General features: G+C 40.2%; 17 protein-coding genes. 7 read left to right on the top strand and 10 right to left on the bottom strand.

Going from position 1 to position 15,271, the window contains the following annotated elements:
- Positions 1-57: 57 nt before the first annotated feature.
- Genes ASL19_RS08845 through ASL19_RS08835 form a run of 3 tightly spaced genes read right to left on the bottom strand, consistent with a single transcriptional unit; the run spans position 58 to position 2,548 of the window.
- Positions 58-876, bottom strand: coding sequence for an alpha/beta fold hydrolase (locus tag ASL19_RS08845; protein ID WP_057178045.1), 819 nt, complete (start codon positions 874-876; stop codon positions 58-60).
- Between the two features lie 12 nt (positions 877-888).
- On the bottom strand, positions 889-2,181 hold the full coding sequence (locus ASL19_RS08840; RefSeq protein WP_057178044.1) for a glycosyltransferase: 1,293 nt from the start codon (positions 2,179-2,181) through the stop codon (positions 889-891).
- A 22-nt stretch (positions 2,182-2,203) separates the two neighbouring features.
- Positions 2,204-2,548: a hypothetical protein gene (locus ASL19_RS08835; RefSeq protein WP_152980414.1), complete on the bottom strand. Its 345-nt coding sequence runs from the start codon at positions 2,546-2,548 to the stop codon at positions 2,204-2,206.
- 257 nt (positions 2,549-2,805) lie between these two features.
- Here ASL19_RS08835 and ASL19_RS08830 point away from each other — a divergent pair, with 257 nt between their 5' ends.
- Positions 2,806-3,450: a hypothetical protein gene (locus tag ASL19_RS08830; RefSeq protein ID WP_072149113.1), complete on the top strand. Its 645-nt coding sequence runs from the start codon at positions 2,806-2,808 to the stop codon at positions 3,448-3,450.
- Between the two features lie 10 nt (positions 3,451-3,460).
- On the opposite strand, the gene ASL19_RS08825 is transcribed toward ASL19_RS08830, so the two are convergent.
- Positions 3,461-4,540 carry a Gfo/Idh/MocA family protein gene (locus ASL19_RS08825; RefSeq protein ID WP_057178042.1) on the bottom strand — a complete coding sequence of 360 codons (1,080 nt, stop codon included), beginning with the start codon at positions 4,538-4,540 and terminating at the stop codon, positions 3,461-3,463.
- A gap of 79 nt (positions 4,541-4,619) precedes the next feature.
- Positions 4,620-5,204 carry a thioredoxin family protein gene (locus ASL19_RS08820; RefSeq protein WP_057178041.1) on the bottom strand — a complete coding sequence of 195 codons (585 nt, stop codon included), beginning with the start codon at positions 5,202-5,204 and terminating at the stop codon, positions 4,620-4,622.
- Between the two features lie 84 nt (positions 5,205-5,288).
- On the opposite strand from ASL19_RS08820, the gene ASL19_RS08815 reads away from it, so the two are divergent.
- Complete coding sequence (locus ASL19_RS08815; protein ID WP_006277702.1) at positions 5,289-5,693, top strand: NIL domain-containing protein; 405 nt, start codon at positions 5,289-5,291, stop codon at positions 5,691-5,693.
- On the top strand, positions 5,690-6,670 hold the full coding sequence (locus ASL19_RS08810) for a CHAD domain-containing protein (RefSeq protein ID WP_057178040.1): 981 nt from the start codon (positions 5,690-5,692) through the stop codon (positions 6,668-6,670). Before ASL19_RS08815 ends, ASL19_RS08810 begins: the two co-directional genes overlap by 4 nt.
- A gap of 40 nt (positions 6,671-6,710) precedes the next feature.
- Here the strand turns inward: ASL19_RS08810 and ASL19_RS08805 are convergent, their stop codons facing one another.
- The 3 genes from ASL19_RS08805 to lepA form a co-directional block, all read right to left on the bottom strand.
- Positions 6,711-7,748, bottom strand: a complete 1,038-nt coding sequence (locus ASL19_RS08805; RefSeq protein ID WP_200959833.1) for a cyanophycinase — start codon at positions 7,746-7,748, stop codon at positions 6,711-6,713.
- Positions 7,749-7,869: 121 nt separating this feature from the next.
- Positions 7,870-9,054, bottom strand: a complete 1,185-nt coding sequence (locus ASL19_RS08800) for a glycosyltransferase family 4 protein (RefSeq protein ID WP_006277696.1) — start codon at positions 9,052-9,054, stop codon at positions 7,870-7,872.
- 303 nt (positions 9,055-9,357) lie between these two features.
- Positions 9,358-11,169: a translation elongation factor 4 gene (gene lepA / locus ASL19_RS08795; RefSeq protein ID WP_006277691.1), complete on the bottom strand. Its 1,812-nt coding sequence runs from the start codon at positions 11,167-11,169 to the stop codon at positions 9,358-9,360.
- 227 nt (positions 11,170-11,396) lie between these two features.
- Here lepA and ASL19_RS08790 point away from each other — a divergent pair, with 227 nt between their 5' ends.
- Positions 11,397-11,633, top strand: a complete 237-nt coding sequence (locus tag ASL19_RS08790; protein WP_006277690.1) for a hypothetical protein — start codon at positions 11,397-11,399, stop codon at positions 11,631-11,633.
- Between the two features lie 69 nt (positions 11,634-11,702).
- Positions 11,703-11,933, top strand: a complete 231-nt coding sequence (locus ASL19_RS08785; RefSeq protein WP_006277688.1) for a NifU family protein — start codon at positions 11,703-11,705, stop codon at positions 11,931-11,933.
- A gap of 55 nt (positions 11,934-11,988) precedes the next feature.
- Here the strand turns inward: ASL19_RS08785 and ASL19_RS08780 are convergent, their stop codons facing one another.
- Positions 11,989-12,432 carry a SufE family protein gene (locus ASL19_RS08780; protein ID WP_057178039.1) on the bottom strand — a complete coding sequence of 148 codons (444 nt, stop codon included), beginning with the start codon at positions 12,430-12,432 and terminating at the stop codon, positions 11,989-11,991.
- A 111-nt stretch (positions 12,433-12,543) separates the two neighbouring features.
- Here ASL19_RS08780 and psaK point away from each other — a divergent pair, with 111 nt between their 5' ends.
- The gene (gene psaK, locus ASL19_RS08775) at positions 12,544-12,807 is read left to right on the top strand and encodes a photosystem I reaction center subunit PsaK (RefSeq protein WP_006277683.1); all 264 of its coding nucleotides are present in this window, start codon (positions 12,544-12,546) and stop codon (positions 12,805-12,807) included.
- Between the two features lie 127 nt (positions 12,808-12,934).
- Here the strand turns inward: psaK and apcD are convergent, their stop codons facing one another.
- A complete protein-coding gene (apcD, locus tag ASL19_RS08770; protein WP_006277680.1) occupies positions 12,935-13,420 on the bottom strand; it encodes an allophycocyanin subunit alpha-B in 486 nt (161 codons plus the stop codon).
- Between the two features lie 82 nt (positions 13,421-13,502).
- Between apcD and rlmD the strand changes: the two genes are divergently transcribed.
- Positions 13,503-14,870 carry a 23S rRNA (uracil(1939)-C(5))-methyltransferase RlmD gene (gene rlmD / locus ASL19_RS08765; protein ID WP_057178038.1) on the top strand — a complete coding sequence of 456 codons (1,368 nt, stop codon included), beginning with the start codon at positions 13,503-13,505 and terminating at the stop codon, positions 14,868-14,870.
- Positions 14,871-15,271 lie beyond the last annotated feature (401 nt).

Genomic DNA, 15,271 nt, shown 5'->3' with positions numbered 1-15,271 from the left:
ATTTAACTCAATATCATTAGAAAAATGGGATACCTGAAAACCGTATAATGTAGATCTTCAGACATCTATTGCTACCGATGTAAAAAAAGAATAAACTAAGCGGCAAATATCCGGAGCATGAGTATTAACAAAGTCATGTTCAGCACCTGGGATAACATAAAAAGCGGTCTGGGGAATGGTTTTCGCATAGGTTTCACTGTGCCATTGGGGAATAGTAGTATCATTTTCCGCAGCAATAACTATTGTTGGTGTGGAAATTTGATGGATATGTTTTTCCACCGTATTCAGAGCATTTGTTGCTTTTAATATGCTGTTTAACATAGCAGCAGCACTGGGTTGAGTCATCAGCATATGACGTGCTTGGGCAATTTTTTGGTAACCATTCCTGTTCCCGCTAAAGTAGGCAAAAGGTTTATATAGGGCAATCGCCAAATCCACAAGTTTTGTCTGCCAAAGTAGTGGTTTAAGGTGGTCATAGCGTCCAACAAAACCATCATCACGAATACCTGCGGGGCCAATTAAACCTAAACCGTGTAGACTAAATGAGTAATGAACAGCATATGCTGAAGCGATCCATGCACCGTAGGAATAACCAGCTAAATAAAACTTTTGTAGTTGAAGATTATCTACAAATTGCTTGAGAAAAGCAACTTGGTCCTCAATTAAATAATTAATTTTGGGTTTATTGGATTTAGAACAGTCACCAAAGCCTAACAGTTCTAAGCTAAAACATTGAAATTGAGATTGTAATTGGTCCACCAGACAATTTAGGGATGACGCATCACCGAAAAACCCATGTAATAAAACTAATGGTTCACCTTTACCTTTAAGGGTGTAGGCGGCCTGATAATCATTAAGTTTAAGGAATTGTTTCATATTTAATAATTTTTAATAACTAAAATTGTCAAATATAACCGGGGCGCAGTCCACCACAGGTTGTTGAGTTGAGATAGCTTGTTCAATAATGGCGATCGCCTGATTAATACCTCCAGAATGGTTAATTTCCTGTTGAAATTGTTGGGCGCAATCTCGATAGCTGGGGACCTCTAAAACCCGTTTTACCTTTTCACGTAATTTCTGCACTGTTAATTGTTTTAATTCGAGGAATTCGCCGCAACCAGACCATTGAATTCTAGCTGCGACACCTGGTTGATCATTAGTAATAGGAATAGCCACCAGGGGAACACCATGAGTCAAAGATTCAATAGTGGTATTCATACCTCCATGAGTAATTGTTAAACTCGCTCGCTGGAGTAGTTCAATTTGAGGAGCATAACGAACAACCAGGGGATGACCCGGTAGGGGTGGTAGATCTTCAGGATTAGCAGAACCACCCAGAGAAATCACTAATTGAATATCCAAATTCTCACAAGCTGCAGCAATGGTTTGAAAGGTATTTTTCAGGCGATTTTGCAATGTTCCCATGGAGGCATAAATTAGGGGTTTATCAGATAATTTTTCCCAAGGAAAATCAACAAATTTGCGGCTTGTTGTGGTATGAAATGGTCCAGTAAAATGAAAGTTATCAGGCAAGGTTTTTCGGGGATATTCCAGAGATTTTGGTTGATGACAGATAATTGCCAGGGAAGAATCAAAAGTTGTTGGTATGGGCAACTGATTATTTTTTAAAAACTGGTTTGCTGGTTCGTGGATAATTTTTCCTATCAAAGAACCTACATAATTAGTCAATTGATTTCTCAATTTGAAAAACCATGAGTCACCATATTGCCATGTTGTAAAAACAGGTGGAATTCCAACTTCTTGGTTAAATGGTAAAGCACTACAGACTGTAACATAGGGAATATTCAAAATTTTGGCGATCGCCACTGCTTCGGTACTGGTTTGATCAATGACCATTCCATCCAGCTTGAGATCTTTACAGGCGATCGCCCCATCTTGGAGAACCATATATGAAACGTGTCGAAAGATTCCTATGGTGTAAAGTAGAGCGGATAGACCTTCTCTTTTACCCAAGGTTTCAAAGATTTTCTCTATACTCCCTTGGGGAAAGGATTCCATGGCCACTGGAAAAAAATGAATACCAAGTGCTTCAACTCTTGCTTGAGCATCGGGTATACCTACAAAGGTTACCCTGTGACCTTTTAGGAGTAAGGCTTCACCAATCGGTAACATGGTATTTAGATGGCCTGTTTCAACCGGGCAATATAAACCAATATGCATAACTAATATATCTGTCCCCAGTTTACCTTTTCCCGTTCACTTGGGAAACCGAGATAATTTTATAAGTACCAGATGTGGATTCAGGAATACCCTTGGGAATAGGTTTAACTATTTGGAGCTGGGCTTTTCCCATGCATGGCTTATTGCGCTTACAGATACTAATAATTTTTTTACCCACAGGGGATTGGGTTTCAAAGAAATAAACTAGTGTGTCTCCACTTTCTTTACCAAAATAAAAAACATGGGAGTGGGTTTTACCAATCTGGAGATTCCCGTTAAATTCTCCTGCAAATTTCTCCTGAGCGAACAACTCTCCTGCGTTTAGCGCAATTAAGGTTGTTGGCAATAATGCCCAAAGTATTTTCATCACCAATATACCAGTAAAATTTACTTCAACAACAGTACCACGGTTCCATCCTACAATTGCCAATTTTCTCAAACAGGTCTGAAAACCAATAAAATTGTGGTGACATCAATGGGGTATTAAGGACCTGTATACAATATTGTCACAACTAGACTTTTAATTTAAAATAAGTTTTGTGAATACACATGCGATCGCACTTCCTGTGTACAATAACGAAATAGGTTAGAATGGAAGATATTTTTACCTAAGGTTATAGACTTATGAGTAGCGAAAACATTACACTTGCGGATATTTTTGCCCTATTTAAAGAAAGCGAAAGACAACGAGAAGTAGAACAACTTCTATATCAAGAACGTCAACGGGAATATGAACAACGTCAACGAGAATATGAACAACGCCAAAGAAAACATGAAGAAGAGATGGATCAATTCCGTATATCTATGGAAGAAACTAGGAAGATGGTGGCTGAAACTAATAAGCATATGGGATCCATCACTAGTAGATGGGGTGAGTTTGTAGAAAACTTAGTTAGACCTGCTGCGGTCCGATTATTTAAAGAACAGGGTATTGATATCCACTATACCTCCCTTCAGGTAAAAGCTCATGATTATGCAGGTTCCATAGAAATTGATATTTGGGCAGAAAATGATGGTCAAATTGTAGCTATTGAAGTTAAGTCTCACTTAAAGGTACGAGATATTAAACGATTTATAAAAGTACTTGATCGGTTCAAGGATGTATTTCCTAAATATAAAAAATATAAGCTTTATGGAGCAGTGGCGGGTATTAAAGTGGATGAAAAAGCAGATCAATACGCCTTAGAACAAGGTCTATTTCTAATCCGTCCAGCGGGAGATTCGGTAGCTATTGACGTGAAAAAGGATTTTCAAGCCAAGGTGTGGTAGGTCACAATCATTACCAACTTGGCACGTCTACCCAGGTTCTGGAATGAGATGATTGATGACACAGATCCATCAACAGTTGGGAATAAACTCCCTGTTTCAATGACGGAACAATCTCCTTTTGGGTTTCTATTCCATTCACCCATTGGTCTACAACTCGCAAAAATGCACTAATCCTACCATCAGTGTAGTCTTGGGGAAATAATAATTGTTTAGGAATCTCCAATTCGGTGAAACTTCCCCCAATTTCACAACCCCAAACTCTAAACCCATAAATATAATCCTTTTGATTCTCACTCGCTATAATTAATGTCCCTTTGTCTCCATACACTTCGATAGCATGAGTTCTCTTGGCTTGCACTACTGCACTAATACAAACTTGACAAGGTATTCCTTCCTCTAACTCTAATGAAATTAAACAATTATCATCACTGTTCACTACCTTTAACTCTCCATCCACTGGATCTCTTCTTTGGGTAATTGCTGTGGTTAAGTAAGCATTAAGTCTTGTCACCTCTCCAAATAACCAGTTAATATAATCAAACGCATGGGAACCTAAGGAACCTAAAACTCCACCACCCTGCTCTTGTTGGGAGTACCAATTCCAAGGACGATCTGTGTTAGCACGAGATGACCCTAACCAATCAATTTTAATTAGTCTAATATTTCCTACATAGTTGTCATTTAATAACTGATGTAAATATTGCCATGCTGGAACAAAACGAAATTCAAAATCTACCGTGGCAATAATGTTTTTTTCCTTTGCTAGTTGATATAGTTCCTTAGCTTGAGTTACATTTAGGGTGGTCGGTTTTTCTAATAAGAGGTGTTTACCCGCTGCTAATACTTGTTTACCCATGGGGTAATGTAAAAACGGTGGTGTGGATATACTCACCGCTTGCACTTCTGGTAATGCCAAAATTTCTTCTAGATTGTCGCTATGGTGGGGGATATCATAAGCTCTCGCTAAAGAATGGGCTTGCTTGATATCTCTGTGATAAATACTGAATATTTTAGTTTTGTGATGGGAACTAAATGCAGGAATATGTACCTTTTGTCCGAATCCACTCCCAACTATTGCTACACCAATCATAATTTTAGTTTTTAGAATTGTTTTAACAAATTTTATTATTCCCCATTCCCCCTCTAATAATTAATTAACTAATTATTAACTAATTAACTACTTGTCCACCATGACTACGAGGATCGTCTTGATTAGTTGAAGCTGGAGCAGAAAACCCAGAAGCTCTGCCATTCATTTGAGCGTATGGAAGGGGAGAACCTTTGATTAATGCGTCCAGGTTACTATCCATAATGGTACGAGGTGTATCACCAATCGCTTCGGCTATAGTTTCCCCCTGGTTACCTAAAAAGACGAAGTGGGGTATGCCATCCACTCGATATTTAAGCATTTCTGGCAACCATTTGCTATTATCCACATTCAACATGACAAAATTCATCTTGTCACCATATTTATCTTTCAATTTTGCTATGTCCGGTGCCATCTTTTGGCAAACTGTACACCAGTCAGCGTAAAATTCTACTAGACTGGGTAGATTGTTGGTTATGGCCATCTCTAAAGGGGTAGATGCTTGGTCTAGTTCCTGAAGGGAAACCGCACTGGTTTGGTTTCTCAGTCCTAAAAATAAGAGTCCAGTGAGGGCGATCGCTACAATTACTATGAGGAAGTTTCTGACCCGATTTCCCAGGGTTGACTGGGTGGGGGTGTTGGGATCAAGGGGTGCATCTGGAATCATGGTTTATTTATTAACAATTATTATTAGGCAATTAGGCATTTTCCAGATCTAGTTTATCAAATTTAGCCAAATGTGGTTTTTTCTATGAAGAAACGAGTGACCCTGACCTTTCCTAAACGTGCAATTCAGATCCCTGTTACTTACCGACTGGCGAGGGATTTTAACGTAGCTGCTAACATTATCCGCGCTCAGGTTGCTCCTAATCAAATTGGTAAACTGGTGGTGGAATTATCAGGTGATATTGACCAGTTAGATGCAGCTATTGACTGGATGCGATCGCAACATATTGCTGTTTCTCATAATTTGGGTGAAATAGTTATTGATGATCAACTATGTGTTGACTGTGGACTGTGTACAGGGGTTTGTCCTACGGAAGCATTATCTTTGAACCGAGAAACATACAAATTAACATTTACGCGATCGCGGTGTATTGTCTGTGAGCAGTGTATTTCTTCGTGTCCATTACAAGCTATTTCGACTAATTTATGAAACTAATCACCACATCTGTGACAACATTATCAGCAACAAGCTTAGGATACTTGGCACATCAAGCATTGACGAAAATCGCTGAGAAAACCCTTGAATATGAAAAATCGGTCAAGAAAGACAAGGATCCTAGAGCATTACACCAAATGCGAGTAGGAATGCGTCGTTTACGTACTGCCGTTACTAGTTTTAGTTCTTTTTTAGATCTACCTTCATCCGTGAATGATCAAAGTATTGGTAAAATTGCCAGAACTTTAGGAAAGCTCAGGGATTTAGATGTGTTAAAAGAAATTCTGGAGCGGGACTATGAACCATACCTATCACCCCATCAACAAAGTTCTTTAGAAAGGGCTTTTTCTGCCATATCTCAAGAGCGAGAATCAGTCTGTTTATCGGTGCAGAAAATCTTCAAATCGGAACTATATAAATCCTTTAAACAGGACTTGCTGGAGTGGCTAAAAAACCCCATATACAATCCTTTAGCACAGTTACAAATCCAGCAAGCAGTACCAGAACTCCTCCTACCACAAATCAGTAGATTTCTATTACATCCAGGATGGATAATTGGTACGAAAACCCTAGATACAGCTGGGATTACATCAATAAAATGGACTCCTGAAGAGCTAGAAAAAAGCCTACAAATCCAGGGAGAAACTCTCCATGACCTGCGAAAACAGGCCAAAAGAGTCCGCTATCAAATAGATTTATTTGACGACCTATACCAACAATCATTCACACAACAGCTTGGGCAAATTAAACAAGTTCAAGAAATTTTGGGTAATCTGCAAGATAGCATGGTTTTAAACAAGTGGTTGTTAGATATCTATAAATCAGAAGGCGAATCCAGTTTAACTGAAATGATGACCATCCTAGCTACCAATCGCTATCAATTATGGCAGCAATGGCAACCCTTACAAATGGAATTTTTAAAAACAGAAACCAGAAAGAATTTATACCTAACAGTATTACAAATACAGTAATTTACATCGGAATATCTCCCGAGATTTACCACGTGGGAAGCTAGTAGGGGTCACGATCAAATTTACCCCGTTTCACACTTCTGAAATAATACCCGGTGGATGGTGGATGCTTTAAATTAAAGGTTTCACCTCGAATCAAACGCCAAATTTTATACTCATGGTAAGTCAGCGGTTGACCGGGTTGACAGACTTGGGGGGGATGATCTCCTAGCACGAAATAGACTGCACCCTTTCCCACTACTTTAGCCATACCATTTTTGTCTACTAATAAAGATGTTTGCTCACTAATAGCTATACCTAAAGCATCTGTAGATATACCATCTTGTATTTGTCGTGCAATAAAGACCATAATTCTCCCCATACGTTTACGTTCATCAAAATGAGTGTCAATTACAGTCCTTTTTAAATACTTCCATTGGAAAAAGTTATAAGTAAAGGTGATATTCCTGTAGGGATCACTAAGTGCTTCCCAAGTTTCAATACTCTCCTCGCAAGCACAAGAATCATAAACAAACTCGCTTTGAATCATTGCTCCTGCACTTGTTCCACCCACCGCTCCTCCCTTATCATAAACTGATTTGATTGCAGCTTCCAATTTGGTATTTTTCCAGTGACGTATATATTCACATTGATCCCCACCTGCAAAGAAAATTACTCCAGCATTTCTGACCTGATCAAAAATATCATTTCTATTAGCCTCTTGTCGGTTTTTAACAATTAGGGTTTTTACATAATTTACTCCCCGCATGCGATAAATTAGTTCGTTGTAGTTATCATTTCCACTAGCACGAACAACCAAAACATTCACTTTTTGGTCAGAGTTGTCACCACCTCTAACTTGATTGATCATCCATTGAATTCCATCGTCCACATCCACACCACCACCCCCTAAATTATGTACTGGTCCAGCTAGCTGGGATTGAGCACACTTATTGTAAGGATATGATTTTCCCGCAGAAGGAGTAACATCCCTGTCTATTTTCTCCAGGTAGCGCTTGAAGTTAGCTTTTAAGTGGGATAGGAGGGAGGTTCCCATCTTCAACAAGATATCAATTGCTGTTTTCAACCATTTGGCCATACTCAGAAGTTGCAAACACCTATTATTTCTAATTATCTCCAATTATCTTTAAATCTTGCACTTCTCCACAGAAATTCCCACCGTAAGGTATTAGTGTTCTTTTGACCTTTTAGTTGGTATCCTACCAATCAACTTGCGATCGCTCTTTTAACACTTTCTCATAAACTGTAACGGTTTTTTGGGCCAATTCTGTCCAGCAAAAACGGCGCTCCAACTCTTGATATGCATTATCTACTAACCATTTTCCATAACCGGGATTTTTCAAAACTTCTAAGATTCCCCGTGCTAATGAGCGGGGATTATTTACCTGAGTGATAATTCCTGTTTTTGTGTGTTCAATGACTTCTGGAAAACCACCAGTGTCTGATACTATCACTGGTACCCTCGCAGCAAAACTCTCTAAGGCCACAATCCCAAAGGGTTCATATAAACTAGGAAAAACCGCACAATCAGCTAGGGTTTGAAATTTATCTAAATAATCATCAGAAAGGAAACCTGTGAAATAACATTTGTCCCAAATTCCTAAATCCCAAGCTTGTTGTTTTAAATGATCCGTATTCCCACCACCAATAATCACAAATTTAACATAACCACCCATTTCCCAGAGAATTTGAGGAGCAGCGTTGAGTAATACCGGTATGCCCTTTTCATGGGTTATTCTCCCAACATAATACACTATTTTTTCGTGATCAGCTGCAAATTGCCGACGAAAATTTTGGGCATGAAAATCCCGATGATGACGTTTTTTCTCCGGACGAATGCCATTATAAATTATGTCTATTTTATCTGGGGGACTCTGCAAGGCTCTGGTCACTTCTTTTTGCATATATTTGGTGCAAACAATAATCCGCCACGCATTATACGCCAATTCATTTTCTTTACTATGCACATAGTTTTGGATATCATTATGAATCCCATTACATCTTCCATATTCTGTCGCATGAATGGTAGCAACTAAAGGAATTTTGAAATTGTGTTTTAGGGCGATCGCCGCGTCTCCTACTAACCAATCATGGGCATGAATAATATCAAAATATCCTTCTTTAATTAATTTACCACCATAATGACCCATACTCTGATTTAAATTGACTACCCAGTGAAAAAAATCATGGCTATGGGCTACTGGTACTCGGTGCACATAAATACCTTCCACCACTTCATAAGGGGATGCTTGTTTCACATCGGGTGTAATTAGGTGAATTTCATGTCCTAACTTCACCAATTCTGGGTACAGCTCTCCCACGTGACGAGCAATACCTCCAACTATCCTTGGTGGAAATTCCCAACTTAGTACCAGTATCTTCATTCTTTTGACTCCCCGATACTTTACAAAAATTTAAATAACTAACAGGAATTCGAGACTTTATTTTCTTATCAACCTTCAACCTTTGATGTGGTTTTTGGTTTTCTAGGTCTCACAAAACGCTACACCAATAATATAGCTTTAGCCATAACACCTAGGACGGGTTTTGATTTTCCTCATGGTTTATAGTTTTTATCCAATTTCCAGGTAGGTGAGTGGAGTTAGGAATTTCTGGGGGGGTTTTGCTCCCCCTTCCTTGGGTAACTTTTTGATGCTTGATACACACCCCAATTGATCCTATATTGACTAGCTTTGATCTAACTTTAACACAGCCATAAAAGCTTCTTGAGGTACATCCACTGTCCCTACAGCTTTCATCCGTTTTTTACCCTTAGCTTGTTTTTGCAAAAGCTTTTTCTTACGACTAATATCACCACCATAGCACTTAGCCAAAACATCTTTTCTCAAAGCAGGGATATGTTCACTGGCAATTACTTTAGTGCCTATAGAAGCTTGGATAGGAACTTTAAACTGATGACGTGGAATTAATTCCTTCAACTTTTCAGCCATGGATCTACCCACATTGTAGGCTTTATCTCGGTGAACGATCATTGCCAAGGAGTCTACCGGGTCACCATTGATCATAATATCCAATTTTACTAGAGGATTTTCACGGTAGCCAATTAGATGATATTCCATACTAGCATACCCACGGGATCGGGACTTCATCTGATCAAAAAAGTCCGTCACTACTTCAGCTAGGGGAAGTTCGTATGTAAGAGTGGTTCTACCTTGGGTAAGGTATTTCATATCCTTAAACACACCCCGACGATTTTGTGATAACTCCATTAGGGTTCCTACAAAGGTTTCTGGAGTAATCATTTCTACTTGTACGTAGGGTTCTTCTATTCTTTCTCGATCGTTAGGTGCTGGTAGGTGGCTTGGATTGTCAATATAGAGTTCCTCACCCTTGATAGTAATCACCTTATAAACCACGGAAGGAGCAGTAATAATCAAATCCAGATTATATTCCCGCTCTAACCGCTCCTGGACAATTTCCATGTGCAGCAAACCTAAAAACCCACAACGGAATCCAAATCCCATAGCACTGGAAGTTTCTGGTTCGTATTGCAAAGCAGCATCATTCAATCTTAGCTTTTCTAAAGCCTCCCGTAAGTCTTCAAATTGGTCTGCATCTATAGGGAACATACCACAAAAAACCATGGGATTAGCTTCAGTATAACCTGGTAAAGCTTCACTAGCTTTAGCCTTTGCTAATGTAATAGTATCACCCACTCGTGCATCAGCTACCGCCTTAATCGCCGCAGCCAGATAACCCACCTCCCCCGCGTGCAATTCTTCTACCTGAGTCTGGTTGGGACAAAGAACTCCTAACTCGTCAATCTCATATTCCTTGTCGGAGGCCATCAAATAAATGCGATCGCCTTTTTTGACTGTGCCATCCATTACCCGGAAATAAACTATTACTCCCCGGTAGCTATCATAATAGCTATCAAAGATCAAGGCCCTTAATCGTTGACTGACAGTATCAGCTGCTGGGGGTACGCGCTCGACTATAGCCTCTAAAATTTCTGGAATACCTATTCCTTCCTTAGCGGAGGCTAAAATTGCCCCGCTACAATCTAGTCCAATAATCTCCTCAATTTCTCCAATGACCCGATCTGGTTCTGCTCCTGGTAAATCAATTTTATTTAACACGGGGATAATTTCCAGGTCATGTTCCAAGGCCAGGTACACATTGGCCAAGGTTTGGGCCTCTACCCCCTGGGAAGCATCAACTACCAATAAAGCACCTTCACAAGCAGCTAAAGAGCGTGAAACTTCATAGGAAAAGTCCACATGACCAGGAGTGTCAATTAAGTTCAACACATACCGCTGTCCATCCTTAGCGGTGTAATTCATGCGGGCTGCTTGCAGCTTAATTGTGATGCCACGCTCCCGTTCTAGATCCATATTATCTAGGAACTGCTCTTTCATTTGTCGGTCTTCTACCGTCCCAGTGGCCTGCAGTAAACGATCAGCCAGGGTGGACTTCCCATGATCTATATGAGCGATAATACAGAAGTTGCGAATGCGAATGGCGGGAACCTCAGTCATATACCATCTTTGCTTGATTAGCAGTCAAAATTTAAAAGTATTCACTTCATGTATTTTAATGCTTTATTGGGCAATGGGTAATACATGATTGGCAATTCCCCCTCTTCCCCACTAAATCGGTAAATTGATTTTCAGGATATGATGTCACTGGATATAAAAACTGCCAGTTACAAATTGGTTATCTGGGGTTGGGCAATGTTGGGCAATTTTTTTGGGAATATAAACCTATGAATATGGAAAAGAATCACAATAAAGCGGATAATACAAACGCTGAAAAAATAGAAATAGCACTACGTCTGGACTCGGAATTAATCGCTCAGATTCAACATCTCACCAATGACCCCAGTAAGGTCGTAGAGGTTGCCATTCGTCAGTGGTTACGGGGAGATTTTCCCAGGGATGATGAACTGACTCGTACTCCCATGCGCACCCCTGTCCCCCCACGGGGTGAATGGAATGATTGAGTCTTTCAACTACCCTACGAAAAATCGGGTAAGCTTAAAGCTATCCCCTACTAAACAGGTATCAAAACTATGGAACTAACTCTTGAAAACGTTGAAACTGTACTAGATGAAATGCGACCCTACCTAATATCTGATGGGGGTAATGTGGAAGTGGTAGAATTGGATGGACCAATTGTGAAACTACGCTTACAAGGGGCTTGCGGTTCTTGTCCTAGTTCTACTATGACCCTGAGAATGGGCATTGAACGCCGTCTCAAAGAAATGATTCCCGAAATTGGTGAAGTAGAACAGGTCATTTAATAGCTAAGGTAGAATTCCAATAGGTACAAGGGATGTATTGGTAAGCTAATGCCCATCATCCCCCGCCTGTTGGTGGATCACATTCTAGTGCCTTTTTTTGCATGGTCCTGAAGATGTTGTAAAAACCATTGGCGCGGGAAGGTGTGAGACTAACGTTTAATCCCGTTTCTTGGATAAATTCCGGGGTTAGTTGTATAATTTCTTTAGGAGTTAATCCATTTAGCCCTTCTATTAACAGTGCTAATAACCCCTTGGTTAGCTGAGAATCTGAATCTCCTGCAAACATTACCTTGCTGTCATTAAGTCTAGCTGTAACATATACCTGAGAAACACAACCAGGAACTTTGTTTTCTGGTATCTTGTTTGCTTCGGCAAACTCAGGTAGTTTCTGTGCATACCAAATTAGCTGTTCATAGCGACGCTTGGGATCGGAAGCACGTTGAAATCTTTGAACGATCTTCCCCAGCGCTGGTGGTAAGGAATCAGGACTCAAGGACATAGTAAATTGAGAAAGTGAGTGAAACCATGGGCAGTTGATCATATAATCTTACTGGATTTATGATAATGTCAGCTCTTATTATCTGCTCACATCACCCAAGGAGAATATCTAGTGTTAACTTCCGCCCTGCTCGCTGTTACCGCAACTGCTCCCCTAACCTGGAGCCCCACCGTTGGCATTATTATGTTGGTGGCTAATATTTTTGCTGCTGGTTTCGGTAAATTTACTATTGAGTACCCCAGCGCGCCTCCCTCCACACCATCTCCTAATTTCTTTGGCGGGTTCGGTTTACCAGCAGTTCTGGCAACCACTGCTTTTGGTCATATCCTCGGCGCAGGTGTGATATTAGGACTTCACAGCATCGGTAAAATTTAAGTTCTAGTACTCTCCCAAACATTGATAGTAGCTCAACAATACCTTAATAATGGTCTTGCCCTAGCCACTATCAAGCTTGGGGCTGACTACTGAGCAATAGCCCACTTGGAAGTTTATTAGGGTGGTTCTAGGACATGGATTGGATTATATAGTCAAAGTATGGTTGGGTAGCTGCTGCATCTTCTCCACTTAATAGGTCTAAAGACGCTTGTTTGAGGCAACTAATCGCTTCTACCATACCCGGTACTGGCACACCCAGGGAATTGTACATTTCCCGCACACCAATTAGACCAATCTTTTCAATGGGCTCTTTGTCCCCTGCTAAAACTCCATAAGTGATTAGACGTAAGTACCATCCAAAATCACGGATACATAGAGAACGCTGTTTATCACCGTAGGCATTGCCACCAGGAGAAATAAAGTCAGGGCGCTTCTGCCAAAGTTTTTTGGTGGCTTCCTGAACAATCTTTTTTTCGTTTTCCGCTAGGGTAGCAGCGATTCTTGTTCGCTGAACTCCTGTTTGAAAAAAATCTTTGATGCTTTTGAGTTCGCCACTGCTAGGATAACGCAGCTCATCATCAGCTTGGAGAATAACTTGGCTAATTACAGTCATGATTATGTAGTCACGGAAAATATATTATTTCCTATTTTAACCATTTTCGGGTACAGAATTAAGCTTCTCCGGTCTAAAGACAATGAATAGTAATGATATAGTTTGGCAACAGGGAAAAATTATAGAGCTGGAAATTTCCGATCTCAACGACAATGGGGAAGGAGTGGGAAGGTTTGAAGGTAGGGTTGTTTTTGTACCCGATACTGTGGTGGGCGATCGCCTGTTGGTTCGTTTACTCAGGGTGAAGAATAAATATGCCCATGGCGCTGTCACAGCTATTTTCCAACCTTCTTTGCAAAGAACTCGTCCCCAATGTATTGTTGCTGATAAATGTGGTGGTTGTCAATGGCAACACATAAACTATGAATACCAGTTACAGGTTAAGCAAAACCAGGTAATTCAGGCTTTAGAAAGAATTGGCAATTTTGTTAACCCACCAGTAGCATCAGTGTTAACCACAAAATCACCCCTGGGTTATCGCAACAAAGCTACTTATCCTATAAAAACCTCATCTACAGGACAAGTTCAAGCTGGTTACTATCAAAAAGGCAGTCATTTACTAATCAATTTAAATCAGTGTCCAGTACAAGACCCTCGATTAAATCCTCTATTGACGGAAATTAAACAGGATATTCAAAAGCAAGGTTGGTCAGTATATGATGAGAACCGTCATCAAGGGGAAATTCGCCATCTGGGTTTACGGATTGGTCGTTATACGGGGGAAATTCTGTTGACCTTAGTAGTCAAAAATGGTCAGTTACCAGGAATTGAAACCCAAGCACAGCAATGGTTACACCGTTACCCTCAACTGGTGGGAATTTGTTTGAATCATAACGGCGATCGCACGAATGCCATATTTGGAAAGGTAACAACTTGTATTGCAGGAGTCCCCTATCTCAGGGAACGATTTGCTGGACTGGAATTTAAGGTGCGACCAGACACCTTTTTTCAAGTTTACACTGAAACAGCAGAAGCACTTTTGGAAGTGATTCAATCACAACTTAATTTACAGGGTGATGAAATTCTTGTTGATGCTTATTGTGGTATTGGTACTTTAACTCTACCACTAGCAAAACAAGCACGTCAGACCATTGGCTTAGAAATACAACCAGCAGCAGTAGAGCAAGCTATATACAATGCTCAACATAACGGGATCACTAATGCTAAATTCCAAATAGGAGCAGTAGAGGATATTTTACCCAAATTAGATACACTGCCAGACATTGTCCTTCTTGATCCACCACGTAAGGGATGTGAACCTATTGTACTACAATCTCTGCTGAAACTAAAACCTAAAAAAATAGCTTACATAAGTTGTAAAGCATCCACATTAGCTCGTGACTTGAGTTTGTTATGTGCCAGTGGAGAGTATAAGCTAAAGAAAGTGCAACCAGCGGACTTTTTCCCTCAGACACCCCACGTGGAGACAGTGGCCTTTCTAGAAAGTTAAGCTTCTCCGGTCTAAAGACACGGAGATTTCTGAAGAGTCCATAAACGGACTTTCTGAGGCTGTTTAAGCCAGCCTCTACTGATTCTGCTAAAATTAATTCTTAGCATCACCGCTTTCTTGTGAACCAACAAAAAAACTTTCAAAAACCACTAGCCTATTGAGTAATAGTAATGCTAAAATCAAACTAAGGTAAGAAGAATACATCTGGTTACCTTGGGTCGGCCCGCCCTCTTCACTAGTAAGTGTTCCCAGACTATTTTGCCAGCTGGAGAGTGCAGTTTTGATTTGCCTGGTCACAGTCCATATTGGAAAGTATTTTCATGTTTTTATTAGAATTAAAAGTGTAGTTAAGGTAATCGTCGCACCAGCGCGTATTGGAACAGCGAATTAATGTCTAGCTA

It is taken from the genome of Cylindrospermopsis sp. CR12 (genome assembly GCF_001432185.1).
Classification (GTDB): domain Bacteria; phylum Cyanobacteriota; class Cyanobacteriia; order Cyanobacteriales; family Nostocaceae; genus Raphidiopsis; species Raphidiopsis raciborskii.
Note: the sequence above shows the minus strand (reverse complement) of the source record. Positions and strands in the feature narration are given on the sequence as shown.

Excerpts from the sequence above, each read along its gene's own strand:
- ASL19_RS08845 (WP_057178045.1), bottom strand. The coding sequence starts at position 876 with ATGAAACAATTCCTTAAACTTAATGATTATCAGGCCGCCTACACCCTT.
- ASL19_RS08840 (WP_057178044.1), bottom strand. The coding sequence starts at position 2,181 with ATGCATATTGGTTTATATTGCCCGGTTGAAACAGGCCATCTAAATACC.
- ASL19_RS08835 (WP_152980414.1), bottom strand. The coding sequence starts at position 2,548 with ATGAAAATACTTTGGGCATTATTGCCAACAACCTTAATTGCGCTAAAC.
- ASL19_RS08830 (WP_072149113.1), top strand. The coding sequence starts at position 2,806 with ATGAGTAGCGAAAACATTACACTTGCGGATATTTTTGCCCTATTTAAA.
- ASL19_RS08825 (WP_057178042.1), bottom strand. The coding sequence starts at position 4,540 with ATGATTGGTGTAGCAATAGTTGGGAGTGGATTCGGACAAAAGGTACAT.
- ASL19_RS08820 (WP_057178041.1), bottom strand. The coding sequence starts at position 5,204 with ATGATTCCAGATGCACCCCTTGATCCCAACACCCCCACCCAGTCAACC.
- ASL19_RS08815 (WP_006277702.1), top strand. The coding sequence starts at position 5,289 with ATGAAGAAACGAGTGACCCTGACCTTTCCTAAACGTGCAATTCAGATC.
- ASL19_RS08810 (WP_057178040.1), top strand. The coding sequence starts at position 5,690 with ATGAAACTAATCACCACATCTGTGACAACATTATCAGCAACAAGCTTA.
- ASL19_RS08805 (WP_200959833.1), bottom strand. The coding sequence starts at position 7,748 with ATGGCCAAATGGTTGAAAACAGCAATTGATATCTTGTTGAAGATGGGA.
- ASL19_RS08800 (WP_006277696.1), bottom strand. The coding sequence starts at position 9,054 with ATGAAGATACTGGTACTAAGTTGGGAATTTCCACCAAGGATAGTTGGA.
- lepA (WP_006277691.1), bottom strand. The coding sequence starts at position 11,169 with ATGACTGAGGTTCCCGCCATTCGCATTCGCAACTTCTGTATTATCGCT.
- ASL19_RS08790 (WP_006277690.1), top strand. The coding sequence starts at position 11,397 with ATGAATATGGAAAAGAATCACAATAAAGCGGATAATACAAACGCTGAA.
- ASL19_RS08785 (WP_006277688.1), top strand. The coding sequence starts at position 11,703 with ATGGAACTAACTCTTGAAAACGTTGAAACTGTACTAGATGAAATGCGA.
- ASL19_RS08780 (WP_057178039.1), bottom strand. The coding sequence starts at position 12,432 with ATGTCCTTGAGTCCTGATTCCTTACCACCAGCGCTGGGGAAGATCGTT.
- apcD (WP_006277680.1), bottom strand. The coding sequence starts at position 13,420 with ATGACTGTAATTAGCCAAGTTATTCTCCAAGCTGATGATGAGCTGCGT.
- rlmD (WP_057178038.1), top strand. The coding sequence starts at position 13,503 with ATGAATAGTAATGATATAGTTTGGCAACAGGGAAAAATTATAGAGCTG.